This is a genomic window from Mesorhizobium sp. CA13, assembly GCF_020165235.1.
In the GTDB taxonomy this organism is placed as follows: Bacteria; Pseudomonadota; Alphaproteobacteria; order Rhizobiales; family Rhizobiaceae; genus Mesorhizobium.
In genome coordinates this window covers 1-16,436 of sequence record NZ_JAIUHS010000028.1, presented here as the reverse complement: position 1 = coordinate 16,436, position 16,436 = coordinate 1, and the positions used below count along the sequence as shown (strand labels likewise).

General features: G+C 62.0%; 18 protein-coding genes and 2 pseudogenes. 5 read left to right on the top strand and 15 right to left on the bottom strand.

The window, feature by feature from the left end; translation table 11 throughout:
- Nucleotides 1-185 precede the first annotated feature (185 nt).
- A complete protein-coding gene (locus LB566_RS30210; RefSeq protein WP_140553992.1) occupies nucleotides 186-782 on the top strand; it encodes an SOS response-associated peptidase in 597 nt (198 codons plus the stop codon).
- A gap of 19 nt (nucleotides 783-801) precedes the next feature.
- Here LB566_RS30210 and LB566_RS30205 read toward each other — a convergent pair whose 3' ends face one another.
- Nucleotides 802-1,065, bottom strand: coding sequence for a hypothetical protein (locus LB566_RS30205; RefSeq protein ID WP_181172650.1), 264 nt, complete (start codon nucleotides 1,063-1,065; stop codon nucleotides 802-804).
- Nucleotides 1,066-1,268: 203 nt separating this feature from the next.
- Here LB566_RS30205 and LB566_RS30200 point away from each other — a divergent pair, with 203 nt between their 5' ends.
- Entirely contained in the window at nucleotides 1,269-1,517 is a 249-nt protein-coding gene (locus LB566_RS30200) for a hypothetical protein (protein ID WP_224629786.1), read from the top strand.
- A 487-nt stretch (nucleotides 1,518-2,004) separates the two neighbouring features.
- Here LB566_RS30200 and LB566_RS30195 read toward each other — a convergent pair whose 3' ends face one another.
- Nucleotides 2,005-2,187, bottom strand: a complete 183-nt coding sequence (locus tag LB566_RS30195) for a hypothetical protein (RefSeq protein ID WP_140553995.1) — start codon at nucleotides 2,185-2,187, stop codon at nucleotides 2,005-2,007.
- Between the two features lie 259 nt (nucleotides 2,188-2,446).
- Here LB566_RS30195 and LB566_RS30190 point away from each other — a divergent pair, with 259 nt between their 5' ends.
- Nucleotides 2,447-2,620, top strand: coding sequence for a hypothetical protein (locus LB566_RS30190; RefSeq protein ID WP_181172651.1), 174 nt, complete (start codon nucleotides 2,447-2,449; stop codon nucleotides 2,618-2,620).
- 53 nt (nucleotides 2,621-2,673) lie between these two features.
- Here LB566_RS30190 and LB566_RS30185 read toward each other — a convergent pair whose 3' ends face one another.
- On the bottom strand, nucleotides 2,674-2,853 hold the full coding sequence (locus LB566_RS30185) for a hypothetical protein (RefSeq protein WP_140553996.1): 180 nt from the start codon (nucleotides 2,851-2,853) through the stop codon (nucleotides 2,674-2,676).
- An 86-nt stretch (nucleotides 2,854-2,939) separates the two neighbouring features.
- Between LB566_RS30185 and LB566_RS30535 the strand changes: the two are divergent.
- A pseudogene (locus LB566_RS30535) lies at nucleotides 2,940-3,117 on the top strand (ABC transporter ATP-binding protein); the annotation flags it as partial.
- A 77-nt stretch (nucleotides 3,118-3,194) separates the two neighbouring features.
- Here LB566_RS30535 and LB566_RS30180 read toward each other — a convergent pair.
- The 12 genes from LB566_RS30180 to xth all read right to left on the bottom strand — a co-directional run bounded on the left by LB566_RS30180 (nucleotide 3,195) and on the right by xth (nucleotide 15,141).
- Nucleotides 3,195-4,010, bottom strand: coding sequence for an IclR family transcriptional regulator (locus LB566_RS30180; protein WP_224629785.1), 816 nt, complete (start codon nucleotides 4,008-4,010; stop codon nucleotides 3,195-3,197).
- 61 nt (nucleotides 4,011-4,071) lie between these two features.
- Nucleotides 4,072-5,271 (bottom strand): aminotransferase class V-fold PLP-dependent enzyme, encoded by a 1,200-nt coding sequence (locus LB566_RS30175; RefSeq protein WP_224629784.1) that lies wholly within the window; start codon nucleotides 5,269-5,271, stop codon nucleotides 4,072-4,074.
- A gap of 25 nt (nucleotides 5,272-5,296) precedes the next feature.
- On the bottom strand, nucleotides 5,297-5,788 hold the full coding sequence (locus tag LB566_RS30170) for a RidA family protein (RefSeq protein WP_140554002.1): 492 nt from the start codon (nucleotides 5,786-5,788) through the stop codon (nucleotides 5,297-5,299).
- A 13-nt stretch (nucleotides 5,789-5,801) separates the two neighbouring features.
- Complete coding sequence (locus LB566_RS30165; RefSeq protein ID WP_140554003.1) at nucleotides 5,802-6,797, bottom strand: ABC transporter ATP-binding protein; 996 nt, start codon at nucleotides 6,795-6,797, stop codon at nucleotides 5,802-5,804.
- Complete coding sequence (locus LB566_RS30160; protein WP_140554005.1) at nucleotides 6,794-7,822, bottom strand: ABC transporter ATP-binding protein; 1,029 nt, start codon at nucleotides 7,820-7,822, stop codon at nucleotides 6,794-6,796. The genes LB566_RS30165 and LB566_RS30160 overlap by 4 nt, the downstream gene beginning before the upstream one ends.
- Complete coding sequence (locus tag LB566_RS30155) at nucleotides 7,810-9,033, bottom strand: amidohydrolase/deacetylase family metallohydrolase (protein WP_140554006.1); 1,224 nt, start codon at nucleotides 9,031-9,033, stop codon at nucleotides 7,810-7,812. The genes LB566_RS30160 and LB566_RS30155 overlap by 13 nt, the downstream gene beginning before the upstream one ends.
- Nucleotides 9,033-9,896, bottom strand: a complete 864-nt coding sequence (locus LB566_RS30150; protein ID WP_140554008.1) for an ABC transporter permease — start codon at nucleotides 9,894-9,896, stop codon at nucleotides 9,033-9,035. The genes LB566_RS30155 and LB566_RS30150 overlap by 1 nt, the downstream gene beginning before the upstream one ends.
- Nucleotides 9,896-10,837, bottom strand: a complete 942-nt coding sequence (locus LB566_RS30145; RefSeq protein WP_181172652.1) for an ABC transporter permease — start codon at nucleotides 10,835-10,837, stop codon at nucleotides 9,896-9,898. Before LB566_RS30145 ends, LB566_RS30150 begins: the two co-directional genes overlap by 1 nt.
- 114 nt (nucleotides 10,838-10,951) lie before the next feature.
- Nucleotides 10,952-12,481 carry an ABC transporter substrate-binding protein gene (locus LB566_RS30140; protein WP_224629782.1) on the bottom strand — a complete coding sequence of 510 codons (1,530 nt, stop codon included), beginning with the start codon at nucleotides 12,479-12,481 and terminating at the stop codon, nucleotides 10,952-10,954.
- 296 nt (nucleotides 12,482-12,777) lie between these two features.
- Nucleotides 12,778-13,125, bottom strand: coding sequence for a hypothetical protein (locus LB566_RS30135; RefSeq protein WP_140554011.1), 348 nt, complete (start codon nucleotides 13,123-13,125; stop codon nucleotides 12,778-12,780).
- Nucleotides 13,122-14,213 carry an IS5 family transposase gene (locus LB566_RS30130; RefSeq protein WP_140554013.1) on the bottom strand — a complete coding sequence of 364 codons (1,092 nt, stop codon included), beginning with the start codon at nucleotides 14,211-14,213 and terminating at the stop codon, nucleotides 13,122-13,124. Before LB566_RS30130 ends, LB566_RS30135 begins: the two co-directional genes overlap by 4 nt.
- Nucleotides 14,214-14,352: 139 nt before the next feature.
- The gene (gene xth / locus LB566_RS30125; protein WP_224629781.1) at nucleotides 14,353-15,141 is read right to left on the bottom strand and encodes an exodeoxyribonuclease III; all 789 of its coding nucleotides are present in this window, start codon (nucleotides 15,139-15,141) and stop codon (nucleotides 14,353-14,355) included.
- A gap of 390 nt (nucleotides 15,142-15,531) precedes the next feature.
- On the opposite strand from xth, the pseudogene LB566_RS30635 reads away from it, so the two are divergent.
- Nucleotides 15,532-16,436 (top strand): annotated as a pseudogene (locus LB566_RS30635) (hypothetical protein); the annotation flags it as partial.

Here is a 16,436-nt window from a genome sequence, read left to right as displayed (position 1 = left end):
GGGGTAAGTAACCTGCCGAGGGACGCCGGCCTGCGGGTTGGAGCTCCGCCAAAGAAATGTACCAGCAAAACGCGCCCGAACCATTGGAATTAACCTTTGTTAATAGGGCGTGGACAAGATAAGCCTTTGTGGGCGCTAAAAAATGCTCACCGGAATTACTTTCGGATGAGCAAGGAGCCTCTTTCATGTGCAATGACTACGAGCAGCATGTACTCTGGGCCGAATATTGCCGGATGATGGCATCGCTCGCGCTTGAAATCCCGACCCACCAAACCGAGCTCGATCTGCCGCAGGCGGATGATATTCATATTAACGACCCGGCACCGATAATGCGCGCCGCCGCTGACGACGCCATCGAGCTCGCTTCGATGACATTCGGATTTCCACCATCCGGTCCGAAGGGCGGGCCTGTGTTCAACTTCCGCTCGGAAGGGCGTCAGTTCGGCGGCAGTAAACGCTGCCTCATCCCTGCTTCCGCCTTCTTCGAATTCACCGGCACGAAATATCCCAAGGCAAAACATCGCTTCACGCTCAACGGCTCTCCGTTCATGGCCATCGCGGGACTCTGGCGTGACGCTGTCGGCAACAAGCCGCCGACCTTCACCATGTTGACGACCGAGCCTGGGCCGGATGTCGCGCCGTATCACAATCGGCAGGTCGTAGTCCTCCAACCGGAGAATTGGGGAGCCTGGATTAACCTGACGAAGCCCGAGGCCGAGCTTCTGCGACCGCTTCCGACCGGATCGCTCGCCGTGGAGACGGTGCGCCCCGAAAGCTCGTAGCGCGCATCGAACCTTGCGGCTATTCCATGTCGGGTACGTCGCCGCTGACAAATAGCGTTGTGGGCGGTCCGTAGTCGCCAAGCGCCGGGTCGGCATCGCGGCTCCATGCAATGACGCCGATATGTTTGGAAGCCAGCGCCTTGGCCGTACGAACTGCCCGTTCCTCGCTTTGCTGATCCGTCGGCCCGTATGCGCTACAGAGATCGCCTTCGTCGCCACGGTCAAACGCAACGACAACGATCAGCTTCGGCTTTTTCTGGCTAGGCAATACATGGTCGGACACGGATCTCTCCTCAGATACCGATCGCCGTCAGCGCCGTGCTGTGGTTATCCTGCGAGGGGTGAACAAAATAGGAACGAAAATGTCAAGCGCCCCTTGACCTTGGAGGAATATGTTCCTCATTTCAGGCTATGCCGGAACAACCCGAACGATGGCCGCGCGGCGTGCCTTGGAAACTATTGAATGCCCATAACGCAGGGCAGGTGGTGCGCCTCCGCTGTGGCCACTGCAATATCAAGCGCTTCTACAAGCCGGCTGAATTGCGCGAGGTCATTGGGAACATCACCATAGACGAGGTGCGCGCCAAGGTCCGTTGCCAGACATGCGGCGAGAAGCGTTCAATGAACGCCGAGCTGTTCCACCCTGTCGGCCAGGAATTGCAGACGATCCGCTTTCGCAGGCTGGTCGAGATCCGTTGGGAGCGTCGGGTGATCTGGCGCGACGAACCGCCATGAGGGTTCGCCGGCACCGATGGCCAAGGAATACAATTTTAAGCAAATGTTTCCGGATCGCGCTATTCTGTTACCTGGCGCCAGTTCACGTGCAATACAGCGGAAACACCCACGGGACACCTTAGCGCTGAGGCTGGAAGTGCACTTCAATGGCGCATCTGGCAGCTCTGTGATGTGTAATATTAGCTACGCGCGTAAACTTGGCATGTTCGTTGCACCTTACCCCTCGAGGGGTCACGGGGGTTGGAACCAATGTATCGAAATGACGCAGATCTGTTCGCGCGGGCGAACGCACGGGGCATTACGATCTACCAACGTTCGAAAACTGTATGGATCGCGGCGGGAAGCTACCGGGATCGCGAATATGCGGTGAAAGGACGGACTCCTGCCCTTGCGCTCGCATTGTGGAAGGAAGCGGCCAGATACAGCGGGTCGGCAATTTAGAGCCTGTTCCATGCCGGCTGGATGAAGCAGCCGGCTCAGAGACGATCTAGACGCCCGCCACGCGACAAAACATTTGCAACGCTGTCAGGGTGCGGGCTTCTGTCGGCTCTTCTCTTCCTGCCTGTAAATCCGCCGGCGCTGCATCCGCTTCGACGAATTTGCGCCGGGAAGCGGATGGCTGTGCGGTACGGTTGTCGTTTGCAGCGACGACAATCGCGGACTTTTTCATCGACAATCCTACCTCGTGGGAGCGCTGCGAAACCCGTAGTGCACGGCATCGCAGCGCTCGGGGTGTATCACGGCAGCTGGTCCAGGAGCAAGCCATTGCCGCTTGTTCAGAAGCGCATGCCTGAGGACAAAACCGGCCGCTGAATATTTTGTGCCTCGCTTAGCCGAATTGCCGTGACCAACCTTCTCAGAAGAGCAAGCTGAGTGAGCCGTTGCGCCCTGGGCGCACGGGCCAGCTCGCCTGTTGGTCCGTGGCAGCGATGGAAGTCGCGGTGGAGGGTCCGGGCGGACTGGCGGCGGTGATCGCTGCCAACGGCGCCGCACTCGAGCCTGGCGACCAAGCGACGCTTGGCATGCGCCCGCTCGCCGGCGCACGCTACGGAACGATGATCGGCAACCGCTTCGCACTTGGCAGCAACTGTTATTTTCGGTGACCGAGCTTAATTCGTCGAACCCGGTTATCCGGATTGCTCCGCCCGGATCAATCCTAGCGCCGCGGCAAAGGGATCGGGGCGAGCACCAGCGGCTGGTACTGCGCTAACCTTCGCAGGCCCGCCAGATCCGTCAATTCGATGAGGTGCGCATTGCTGGTGATGAGCTGCTGGGCGCCGCAGCTTCTGCAGGACGCGATAAGATGTGGCACGCTCAATCCGAGGACGTCGGCCATGATTTCCCTGCGAAGCTTGCCTCTTGTGCATGTCCCACCTCTAAAAGGCGTGCGTGGATCTCGAGCAAAAGGCGCACCGGCCTTTCATGGTGCGCGCCTGCCGCGAACTGGCGCTGGCAGGGCAGACCACCGTGCTGGTCGAGCAGAACCTTGCCGACTCTCGCGCTCGCGACCCGCGTCTATATTCTAAGCAACTGCCATGTCGTCCACGAGGCCGCCGCTGCCGAGCTCAGGGCTCAGCCGGACCTGCTGCAGCGTCCATAGTTGCTGGCAGCCGCGCCTCGACCTGGACTAGACGCCAAGAAAGCGCCGGTGGGATGCCGATCGGGCGCCGTTGTTGGTCACCTTGCGCTGCGCCAGCCCAACCGGGATTCGATGCGCCTGGCGCTGGCTTTGACCAGGTCGACCAGATCCGGATTCTTCTGCTTCAGCTTGATATCGGGAACCACGATGGAAATCGTCGCCCTGCAAGCCCCCTCGCCGTCGCATATGGGGGCGGCGATGCACGCCACCGAGAAGTCGGATTCACCGGCCTGGATCGAGAGGCGTTGTTCGAGCGCCGCAGCCGCCGCGCTCGCCAGCACCTCCTCATCCGTTTCGGCTCGGCCGGTCGGGGACGCCGTTGCCGAGCGCGCAAAAATGGCGCGGCGTTCCTCTTCCGGCAAGTGGCCGACCAGCATGCGGCCTGAGGCGGTCCAGTTGAGGGGGCTGCGAGTGCCTACGCGCGAGGTCACCTGGAAGTGATCCTTGCCCTCCTTCATGGCGAGCACCACCATTTGATCGCCATCGCGCCCGCAAATCTGGATGGTTTCGCCCGAACTGTGAGCAAGCTCGTGCATCTCCTGGATCGCGACATTGAGAAGATCAAGGGTGCGCGCATAGGTCAAACCATAGTGGTAGAGGCGAGGCCCGAGCCAAATCAGGCGATTGTCCTGCCGGTCAAGCAACTCCTTTTCCACAAGGTCGTCAACGATCACATAGATGGTCGACAGCGGCGCGCCTATGTCGCGGGCGATCTCGTAGGCGGTCGCCGGCCGCTCCACCTTCTGCAGATAATCGAGGATCTGCAGCGCCCGGTCGATGCCGCTGGTGCGCGAGCGGCGCGGCTCAGGCGCCGCGATTGGCGCCGCTTCAATTTGGTCCACTGTCCTGGTCATTGGTTCGGACATCTTTCTGAAGGCAAATGTTGAACGGAATGGCTGTTTGCGAGACCTGATATCAATCCAGCCATTTCAGGATCGCCGCTTCGCGTGCGCGCAGGCGCTCCTCAAAGGACGTGGCCGCCATCACGTTCGACTTGCGCGCCTGATCCAGTTCCACGGCCAGCCGCTCTGCCACGACAAGCTCCTCATCCGGATGCAGATTGCAGGGGTCGAGGAAGAAATAGCCGTGCTCGACCTCATGGTCGCGCACGATGACCGGAGGGTCGCCGGCAGCGAGGCGGTCGGCCAGATCCCAGGCGGCAATGCGCGCCTCCCTGGGGTCGACCGACAGTTTCAAGCGGTCGAGGGGATTGTTGGTCGGATCCGGGACGATCTCGGCGACTATGCCCGGCCGGCCATCGAGCGCCTCGAGCCAGCAGTCGAGCGCCTTGCGTTCGCGGGCGCGGATGCCGTCATGGTCGCGTGTTTTCCACGCCTGCAGGGCGGCCACAGCGCCGACGATGCCTTCCTTGCCAACCTTCATGCCGCGGCCAATGCCGCGATTTTGCAGATAGACGTCGCGCACCCTTGCCTTGGATCCGGCAACGATGCCCGAGGTCGGGCCACCGAGGAACTTGTGACCGGAATAAAGAACCAGGTCGGCTCCATCGGCCAGGAAGCCCTTCAGATCGTATTCCGACGCCGCATCGACAATCACCGGTACGTTGTGCGCATGGGCCACTTCGGCGAAAATCTTCAAGGGGATTTGCGCGTAGCCCACCACGTGGTGTGAGACGACGTAGACGGCGGCCGCGGTGTTTTCGGTAATGGCGCCGGCGAGTTGGTAGGCAGCGGCACTTGTTGCCTGGCCGACCGGCACGACTTTGGCTCCGGCAATGCGGATCGCCTGCTCTATGGGTGCGCCGTAGCTCACCATATGCCCGGACTGGATGACCACCTCGTCCTTCAGCCCGGCCGTGTCGGGCAGGCATTCGATCGCCGCCAGATCCGGTCCGGTCATGCAGGCTGCCACTGCCAGGCTGATCGCCGCCGAGCAGGATGCCGTAATGAAGCCGGCTTCGGCACCGGTCAGGTCGGCGATCACGGTGCTGGCGCGGCGATGCAAGTCACCCATTTCGACGAATTCGGTCAGGATGGCCGCCACCGCTTCGACGGCATCCGGCACTACGATGGACGCGCCGAGCGAGGTCATCGTGCCGGAAACATTGATGACCGGTCTCAAGTCAAGGCGGCGACGGATATCGTCAGTCGGCATGGCGGCGGTGCTCCTTGATGGCAACTCAATCGATGGCGATGATGGCTTCGATCTCGACGGTGATTTGGCCAGGCAGCGAACCGTGCCCGACAGCCGAGCGCGCGTGGATCCCCGCTCGACCGAAGACGTCGATGAACAGATCCGAGCAGCCATTGATGACAGCAGGATGGTCGGCGAAATCGGGCACGGCGTTGACCATGCCGAGTAGTTTCACCACCCGCCGCACACGGGTCAAATCATTGAGCGACGAATGCATCACGGCAAGCAGGTTGATGCCGGTCAGTCGTGCATGCGCGTAGGCCTGCTCGACCGTCACGTTGCCGCCGACCTTGCCGGTGTGCTGCATGCCGTCAGCCTCGGTCGGCCCCTGGCCGGACAGGAACAGAAGCTTGCCTTCCTGAACGTAGGTGACGAAATTGGCGATTGGCGGTGGCGCCTTGGGCAGTGTGATGCCCAGCGCCTTCAGCCGGTCATAGGGTGAGTTTTCCGATCGCTTCGTCGGCTCGGAAAAAGTCATATGCGAACTCCAGTCAGTCTGCTTTTTCGTCGTGGCGTATGCACGCCACGTGATGTCCACCGCCGATTGGCGAAATCGGCGGGATTGCGGCGGCGCAGGCTGCGATCGCTTCGGGACAGCGAGTGCGGAAGACGCAGCCCGACGGCGGATCGATCGGGCTCGGAATATCGCCGGAAAGCGGTACATGGATGCGCCGGCGCGTTGGATCCGGCACCGGCGCGGTTGCCAGCAGGGCCTTAGTGTAGGGATGCCGCGGCGCCGCATAGACCAGCCGGCTCGGGCCGCGTTCCATCACCCGGCCGAGATACATGACCACAACTTCGTCGCACAGATATTCGACCACCGAGAGGTCATGTGCGATGAAGAGCAGCGTCAGGCCAAGCCGCTTTTGCAGATCGCCAATCAGGTTGAGCACCTGCGCTTGCACCGAGACGTCGAGCGCCGAAACCGGCTCGTCGGCGACAATGAATTCCGGCTCGACCGCGAGTGCCCGGGCAATGCCGATCCGTTGGCGCTGGCCACCTGAAAATTCGTGCGGGTAGCGGGAGGCATGATCGGGTGAGAGGCCGACAAGGGCAAGAAGCTCGGCAATGCGGTCCTGCCGCGCCTTGCCGCGCAAATAGCCGCGGGCATCGAGTGCTTCGCCGAGTATTGCGCTGATACGCAGGCGCGGATTGAGGCTGGAGAAGGGGTCTTGGAACACGATCTGCAGCTTTTGCCGATAGGCCCGCATCTCGCGTGCCGACAGCGAGAAGAGATCGACGCCGTTGAACAGGGCTTTGCCGCTGGTCGGCTCGACCAGGCGCAAGATGGCGCGACCGGCCGTGGTCTTGCCGGATCCGGATTCACCGACCAGACCGACCGTCGAGCCGCGCTTGACCTCGAAACTGACGTCCTCCACGGCGTGTACGACACGCCCGTTGCGCGCGGGGAAGCGCTTTGTCAGTGCCTGGACGCTGAGCAGGGGGGCTGCTTGTGTCGTGGTATTGGTTTCAGCGTCGGCAATCATAATTCGGCGCTCCGGATGCAGCGGGAGAACCCTGCGGAGCCCGCCGGCATCAACGGTGGCGGGGCTGCCCGGCACGGGGCGATTGCATAGTCGCAGCGCGGCTCGAAGGCGCAGCCGGGCGGCAATGCGGTGATGGGCGGCACGCTGCCGCGGATGGAGTACAGTGTTTTGCGCTCGCCGGCCGCATCGACGTCGCGCGCTGCATTGGGCGTGCAGGCAAGCAGGCCGCGCGTATAGGGATGGTGCTGATGCGCGAACAGATCGTTGACGGGCGCCTGCTCGACGACGCGGCCGGCATACATGACCACGACATTGTGCGCGATCTCGGCGACGACACCCAGATTGTGGGTGATGAACAGGATTGACATGCCGAACTGCTGCTGCAGCCGTCGCAAGAGATCGAGAATCTGTGCCTGGATCGTCACGTCGAGCGCCGTCGTCGGCTCGTCGGCGATCAGCAGCGAAGGATTGCAGGCAAGCGCCATCGCGATCATCACGCGCTGGCGCATGCCGCCCGACATCTGGTGCGGATAATCGTCCAGGCGCGATGTGGCATCGGGGATCTCGACATGCCGCAGCATTTCCAGGGCTCGTCTGCGCGCTTCCTGCCGGCCGACCGGTTCGTGTAGCGCAATCATTTCTCCAATCTGGTCGCCGACGCTGTAAAGGGGGTTGAGGCTGGTCATCGGCTCCTGAAAGATCATCGCGATCTCCTTACCGCGGATAGGGCGGAAATCCTTCGCGGCGAAGCTCGCGAGATCGTCGACCCTTCCGGCTCGGTTGCGAAACAGGATTTTTCCACCAGCGATCCGGCCTGGTCTCGACAGAAGCCCCATGATCGACAGGCTGGTGACTGATTTTCCCGAACCGGATTCGCCGACCACGGCCAGCGTTTCCCCTCGTTTCAGGTCGAAAGTGACGCCATCGACCGCCTTGGCGGTGACGCGGCGTGTCACGAACCAGGCTCTGAGGTCCTGGACCGACAGGATCACGTCCGAGGCCGGAACGTCGCTCAAGATTTCCATCCGCAATGAGGACAGGCAGGACTGCCGTCACCGCCATCCGCGGCCGGCACGTGCCGATGGGCTTGGACTGCGTTCGCACCCAGAATTGCGTAGCGCGGTTCGAACAGCTGTTGCAGCACACTGGTTGCGCCTTGTGAATCCTTCACCGTCAGCGCGGCATCGACCAGATCGAACAACGTGAATTCGGCCGGCTTGCCTTTTTCCAGCAACTCGTCGGCGGCAATCCGGATGGCACGCCGCGGCGCCACGGTCGATGCCGTCACCACGTCCTCGAACGCCATGCCGAGCGAGAGCAGCTTCGACATGGTCGTCGGCATGTCCCATACGGCCCCGTCGATCGAACGGTTATGCAGGTCGGTCGAGATCGTCTTCGGCGGCAGGCCGCGTTCCAGCGCTGCCTTGGCGACGTCGAACGAGAAGGACGCCCCGCCATGGCCGACATCGAGCACGATGCCGCGCGACGCCGCGTCCTCCGCCAGACGGTAGAGGTCATCGTCCTCGATGATCGAGCCGCCGGCCTTGCCGTTGAAGCAATGGGTGACGATGTCGCCTTCGGTGAGCAAGCCGAGAATGTCGTCATAGAGGGGCGGTGGCTCTCCGACATGCACCATCACTGGCAGCTTGACGATGCGGCCGAGCTTCTTGGCCAGCTTGACTGGCGTCAGATCCCAACCGCCGGTGATGACATGGCTTGCCCGCACCTTCAGTCCGACGATGACGTCGCGATTGGCTTCGATGGTGGCGATCGTGCGGTCGATGTCGATCGAGCGCATGTCGATCAGCTCGCTCACCCTGTTGCAGGCAACCAGCCCGATCGAACCAATGTTGAGGAAGGCATAGATGTTCTCCTGTGCCGGTTCGATGATGAATTCGCGAAAGCCGTGGAAATTGGCCTCGCCGGCAGAACCCGCGTCGACCATGGTGGTGACGCCGCGATTGGCCCCACACTGCTGGGGCCGTATGGAGATGTCGGTGCCGCCATACCACACATGGACATGCAGATCGGCCCAGCCGGGCGACAGGAACGCGCCATTCGCTTCCACCACCTTCACGTCGTCGCCGGCGGCAATCGTCGAGCCGATCTCCGCGATGCATCCGTCCTTGTCGACGAGCACGTCGATGGTAGGGCCGAAACGATCGCCGAAAGCCACTGGCTTGGCGCCCCTGATCAGAAGCGGTTGCTTCGTTTCGGAAAAACGGTTGCCAAACATCAGATGTCCTTTGCCAGACGGGGATCGAGAAGGTCGCGCAGGCCGTCGCCGACCAGTTGCAGGGCCAGCACGGTGATGACGACGGCAGCGCCCGGAAACATCATGATCCAGCCGGCCTGGTCCATGTACTGGCGGCCGACCGCGATCATCGTGCCCCATGTCGGGATGTCGGGAGAGATGCCGACGCCGAGGAAAGACAGCCCGGCTTCGGCCAGGATGGCGTTGGCGAAGACGAAGGTTCCCTGCACCAGGATGGGGGAGGCGACGTTGCGCAGTACGTGACGCACCAGGATGACGGGCGTCGGCACGCCGAGCGCGCGCGCCGCCTCGACATAGGGCAGTTCGCGGATCACCAAGGTTGAGGCGCGCACAACCCGCCCCAGTCTCGGCGCATAGACGATGCCGAGCGCCACCACGACGTTGGTTGCCGTTGCACCGAGTGCCGCCACAAGGGCAATTGCAAGCAGAATATCGGGGAACGCCATCATGGCGTCGATCAGCCGCGAAAGGGGGGTGTCGAGCTTCCTGAAGAAGCCGGCCATCAGGCCAAGGACGATGCCGATCGCCGATGAAAGGACGACGACTGAGAAGCCGACGGAGAGGGAGGTGCGCGCGGCATAGAGCATGCGCGTGAAAACGTCACGGCCTAGATCGTCGGTGCCGAACAGATGCTCGAGGCTCGGGGGATGTAGCCGGCTCGCGATCGAAAGCTTGGTCGGTGCGTAGGGCGCGATGACGGGCGCCAAAATCGCCGCCACTGCAATAGCCACGAGCACGGCCAGTCCAATCGCCGCCGTCGGGCGGCCCAGCAGCCGTGACAGCAGGTGGGCTTCCTGATGCAGCGGGGGGGCGATCGCGGCCATCAGTAGCGCACCCGGGGATCGACGAGGATGTAGAGCATGTCGATGATGAAATTGACCAGCACGTAAAGGCCGGCGATAACCAGCAGCGCGCCCTGGATGACCGGATAATCACGCCGCAGCACCGCCGAGACGACCAGGCTGCCGACCCCAGGCAGCCCGAACACGGTTTCAGTGACGACGGCTCCCGAAATCAGCAGCGCCGCCGTCAGGCCGATCACGGTGAGGATAGGGATAAGCGCATTCTTGAGGGCGTGTTTGAGCACCACGCGCCACTCGCTCATGCCCTTGGAGCGCGCGGTGCGGACGTAGTCATCGTTAAGAACGTCCAGCATTGAGGCGCGCGTGAAGCGCGTGATCAAGGCCGAACTGACCAGGCCGAGCGCCAGCGCCGGCAGCACGAGATGAGCGATGCGGTCGCCGAAGGAGGCGCCGGGGCCGCCATATCCCGACGTGTCGAACCAGCCGAGCCTGACGGCAAAGAACTGGATGAACAGCAGGCCCAGCCAGAAGCTCGGAACGCTTGCCGCGAACATGGCGATCGTGGTGGCTGCCTGGTCGAAAAGCGAGCCGCGCCTGTAAGCGGAGAGGATGCCCACCGGAAGCGCGATCACACTGGCAATCAGCAGCGAGAGCACCGTGAGAAAGAAGGTCGGTTCAGCGCGCTGGGCAAGGGCCGTGGTGACCGGCTCGTTGAGGAAGATCGACTGGCCGAAATCCCCCTGCAACACGCCGGCGATGTAGCGCCAGAACTGTTCCAGGATCGAGCCGTCAAGCCCGAGTTTGGTGCGAAGCGCGGCAATATCGGCGGCCGTCGCGTCGGGCCCGAGCATGACCGCGGCCGGGTCGCCGGGCGTCACCCGCACGATCACGAAGACGATGGTGGCGACCAGGGCCATGACCACAATCATGCCGAGAAGCCTGTTGAGAACCGAGCGGAGCATCCGTGTTGAAATCGTCCCGTGGCTGGTTGTCTGAGCGGGCCGCCGGCCGGCGGCCTCGCCGGGCGGATGCCCGGCTGCCTTTCCCCAAGCAAAGGGGAAAGGCAGGAGGTACGGCTATTTGCCTTCCAGATAAGCATTCCAGAAATAGGGCCAGGGCGCGGGCGTGACGCCCTTGAGGTTCGGCACCTCTGCGGCCAGGGCGTTGAAATCGCCGACCTTGTAAACCGCCGCTTCGTCGTAGATCACCTTCTGGACGTTTTCGTAGAGCTTGGCGCGCTTGGCCGGATCGGCCTCGGAGTTGAATGCGTCCAGCACCTTGTGCTTGGCGTCGCTCGACCACCAGCCCGGGGTGTTGTCGGACATGAAGCCGTTGAGGGACGGCTCGGCGAGAAAGGGACTGTGGGTGATGTAGATGTCCCACAGCGCCGGATCGGTGCGGTTCTTGGTCAGTGTCGCCCATTCGACGACATCGAGTTGGACCTTGAAGCCGGCCTGCTCCAGATAGGCCTGAGCCACTTGTGCCATCTTGTAGTGGAATTCGTACTGGCGGCTGGTCAGGATGCGCAGCGGCTTGCCGTCATAGCCGGCTTCCTTGAGCAGTGCGGCGGCCTTCTCGGTGTCGCCCTCGGGCTTGTAGGCTTCGGTACCAGTGTTCGAATGCCAGGCGAAGCCTTCCGGATACATGGCACCATCGACTGCATAGAAATCCTTGGAACCGAAGGCGGCGAGCAGCATATCCTCAGGCGCCAGCGCTGCCTGGATGGCCTTGCGGATACGGACGTCGGAATTCAGTCCCTGTTTGGTGTTCATCACGAACACGGGCCAGCCGAACGGCTTCAAGATAAGTGGCTTTGTCTTGCCGCCGGAAATCTTGTCGTAGGATTCGACAGGAAGAGAATCGGCATAGGCGAACTGGCCGGCGACGGCGCCCTCGACGCGCGTATTGGGATCCGGAACAGGCACGAAGCGAATTTCGTCCAGATATTGTTTCCTTGCCCCGCCATAGCCATCCGGCTCTCCGTCGCGGGACCTGTAGCCATCGAAGCGGGCGAGTTGGATGAACTGATCCGGCTTACGGTCCTTGAGCATGTAAGGCCCGGTTCCGATGAACTTTGTCAGCGGATCTTCGTCGGCATTTTCAGAGGGGATGATGATGGCCGCCGCATTGTTGAGCGACAAAAGAGACAGCAGCGGCGCGTAGGGCTTCTTTAGCGTAATCTTGACCGTCTTCTCGTCGAGGGCGTCGAGCGAGCTTATGACGTCCGCCGCCTGCTTGCCGCGCGTCGCCACCTTCATCCAGCGTTTCAGCGAGGCCATGACATCGGCCGATGTCATATCGGAACCGTCATGGAACTTGACGCCCGTCCTTAGCGGGATCGTGTAAGTTAGTCCGTCCGGCGATATCGTCGGCAGGTCGGCGGCCAGGAGCGGCGTGATGCCCCACTTGTTGTCGAACGTATAGAGCGTCTCGTAAATGTGCTGCGTGATGATGCCGACCAGATCGGCGGTCGATGCCATTGGATCCAATGTCGGAGGCTCGCCGACGGTGGCGACGTCGATCACACCCCCCTTCTGCGGTTCAGCCCATGCCAGCGCCGGCAGCAATGCGGCGAACGACGCGACGACTTGCAGTACGCGCTTCATTCGTTCTCCTCCAGGTTCCAGTTTTATGGAATATATAGTCTAGTTACGCACTAAGCTTACGCCCATGAGGCCTCGCGTCAAGCGGCGAAGCCCGAGCTGGGCTAGATTGCGGATCCGGTCCATGCGCGAACGGTCATGAGACAACTTCATCAGATCTCTCCGCACTGGCCGAACCCGCTTTCTGAATAGCGTTGGGCCTTGTGGCGCAGCCTTGCGCCGGTTGGCGCGCTCTTCCCACGGAAGACATGCCATTGCTTTTGATGCTCAGGATTGCGGCCGACGCGGAACCGCGGCCCCTAGCAGGCTGCTGTTGAAGAAGTCTGCCGTATAGCCTTGAGGATGGCCTCCTCGCCGTTGTGGTAGGTGAATGTGATCTCGATCGAGCCGTCGTCGAGCAGTTCGGCGTGGCCGTCGCCTGTGACTTCGTCCATCTCGTCACATCCGGCCCATGTGAAGTGAACCATCGACGGGCTGTAGATGAGGTCGAGGCCGGCTTGCAGGACGCCAAGGGCGATCTCGCCATTGTTGTCGCCGCCAATGGCGATCATGGCGGGGCCGCCGAGGTTCAGGTAGCTGCGATCCCACAGATCGGCTTCCACGATGCGCCAGCGGCCGATCAACTGGCAGCCTGCGGCCACAGTCATATCGGCACCGCCATGAGCTTGGGCAGCCGCACCAGGTTGTAGGCGGCAGCCGCGAAGGTGAAGGCCCACCCAACGCGGTCGCGACCGCGCAACTTGGTCTTCGGCTGCCCGGCGACCGTCTTGATCCAACCGAAAGCTTCCTCGATCCGCTTGCGGATACACTGGCTGACGGCATAGCCGCCGTGCCGGGTCGTGCGGCGATCGATCGCCGAACTTCGCCCGTTCGTGTTCTGCGCCACGTGCGGTGTCACCCGCATCGAGCGCAACTCGTTGACGAAGTCCTCCGCGTCATAGGCATTGTCGGCGCCGAGCGTGACCGCGCCCGGCCGGTCGGCACGAGGCTCGATGATGTGCAGCGCAGCCACCCGCTCGGCATGTCCGTCGGCCAGCGTCAGGCAGGCATCGACCAGCAGACCATGGCGGTTCTCCATCAGCTCATGCCCCATGAAGCACAGCTTGGTCTCTTTGCCTTTGCCCTTGCGGTATAGCCTGGCGTCCGGATCGGCGGTCGAGACATGCGTGTCGTTCGATCGCTTCCGGCCATGGAAATCCGCTTCGGTGTTGCGCCCATCGCCTTGCGCCGGTGGCTCGTCCGAACCGTCCTTCGCTTTGACGCTCTTCATCGAGGCCCAGGCCTCAATCAGCGTGCCGTCGACCGAGAAGTGGTCCGTCGACAGAAGTTTTTTCACCTTGGGCTGTGCCAAGACCGCCGCCAGGAATTTCGCCGCGACGTCGCCTTCCAGCAGCCGGTCACGATTCTTCGAGAACACTGAAGGGTTCCATGCCGCATCGTCGACGCCGATGCCGACGAACCAGCAGAATAAGAGATCGTATTCCAGCCGCTCCATCAAAAGCCGCTCCGAGCGGATCGAATAGAATGCCTGCAACAGCATCGCTCTGAGCACCTTCTCGGGCGGGATCGATGGCCGCCCGATCGACGAATACAGCGCCGCGAACTCCCCCTCCAGCGCCGACAGCGCCTCGTTCACGATCGCACGAATGGCCCGCAGCGGATGATCTCGTCGCACCCGCGCCTCATGGTCCACGTAGCTGAACAACTCGCCAGTTCGATCGTCGCCGCCGCGCACCCTTCACCTCCGAATCCCTTCGGAGCCAACGAATCACGCTCATGGCTCGACGGCGAGCGACTTTTTCAACGGCCTGCTAGGGCGTTTGTCGGGTCGCGATCACAAATGAACCGCTCGGGTTAATTTGCCCCATGGCCGGTCAGTGGCTCTTGCCTGGCCAATTCAGCTCGATCCAGGCCGGTGCATGATCGCTTGGCTTCTCCCAGCCGCGCACTAAGACATCGACACCGGCGCCTTGGAGTCTAGGCGAAAGAGCGGGGCTGATCAGGAGATGATCCATCCGCAGGCCAGAGCTGCGATCGTAACCGTGCCGGTTGGAGAAATTCCAGTAGGTGTAAACACCTTTTTCCGGGTGGATGCGCCTTACGGCATCGGTCCAGCCCATCGTCAACATATCGGCGTAAGCCTGACGAGACTCTGGAAAATAAACGGCATCGGCCAGCCAGCGCGCCGGCACCACTGCATCGGAGGCTGTGGGCACCACATTATAGTCGCCGCACAGGACCGTGTTGTATTTGAGCAGTGTCTGGGCATAGCTGGTCAGACGCTGGAACCAACTGAGCTTGTAGTCAAATTTGGGGCCTGGTGCGGGATTTCCGTTCGGCAGGTAGATGCAGCCGATCACCAGTCCTCCGACTTCGGCTTCGATATATCGGCTATGGGTATCGTCGGGGTCGCCCGGCAGGCCGCTCCTGCGCTGCAAGGGCTGTCTGCCGCGGGCAAGAATTGCCACCCCGTTGTAAGATTTCTGGCCGTGCCAGATGGCACCATAACCGGCATCATTGAGGGCGCCGACAGGAAACTTCTCGTCCGACGTTTTTAGTTCCTGAAGACAAACGACGTCGTGTGTAGTTTCGTTGAGCCACTTGAGCAGGACCGGCAGTCGTCCGTTGACGCCGTTTACGTTGAAGGTTGCGATGGTGATCATTCGCCATCTCAAGCCGAAACCGTTCGCCGGGTTGTCTCCGGCAACTTCGGTCGCCCGGCTCGGAAGTGCCTAGCTGTCGTCCTTATAAGACTTTGCAGCTTCATCGATCTTTCGCCAATCGTTTCCGTGACGCCGCACAAGCTCTCGCGCCTGGGTTGGCGATATGTTTTGGGTCTCCACGATGTGGTCCACTTCCGCCTCTTCGCCTTTAAGGGGACGCGAGCGAGGTCTCGCTCGCCGTGGGACCGCTGGATGCTTGGCGTCTCGTCTGGGCATCAATCGACCCTCTCCGGAGCACAATTAACGGTTCAGCGCGGTGAAAGTTTCCGCATGCGGCCGCTCGCGGCTGTGACATAGAAGCCCGCGGTGGCGTTGTTGAGCCCAAATGGCCTGCGCCGCGTTCTTTATGAGCATTGCTGCCATTCGCAATCTGATGGAAGATTCCGACCGCCCTGCCGCACCGCGGCCAATTCCTGGTGCGAAGCGCGCTTTGCGTACGATCGAAAGGCGATTGAGCGGTTTCGACAGGTACTTCCGCGGGCCAGGTGGAGCTACGAGCGCAGGAGTTGGTTCGTGCCGGGAAAAAGCGCGTCGCGGCGGATCCAGCGCTGGTTAGCACAAGAGGCGGCTCCGCGCGCAGCGCATGATGACGCCAAGGGACGAGACGCCTTCGCCTTCGAGCCTCTATCGAGCCGGTATCTGGCAATCGCCGACGACCTGCGCATCCGCACGCCCTATCGCGAGCGGTTGTTGAGGAAATGCAAGCCGTTCCATGGGCCAGCTGGGATGGCGAACTGCGGGCTTGGAAGGTGCCTTTTCGCTCCTACGAGGAGTTGAGGCGCCGCTGGCCAAGCATCGAAAGGTCCGCCCACCGGGCGGAACCAGAGAAGAGGAAGCGGCGAAGGGAAGCGTCCAGAAATTCGGAGGAATATAAGGCCGCCAAGTTGCGGCATGCTGAACGCAGGCGGCATCGCTATCCCCTGCCACCTGATGATTTACCTCCTGTTGGCAAGGCTGTGGCAACGCAGCAATGCGGTATCGTCATCTTTACCGAAATCACTAATGAATCTGTCGAACCGCGGATTTGACAGCGTCCTATCCGCACTTGGTGGGTGCGCACATCGATCTTGTTTGGGGCCGTTGGCGGCCGGCGACACTGGCTGAATTGATCGGAACATGGCCGGCCCGGCGTGCTGCCGGATCGTCAGAAACGGACAGGGGCTGGTGGCACGCAACGGTCGCTGAACTCAGAATCGCCCGCCGAAAAGCACGAAGCCTGGAGCGGAGGGGGCGAG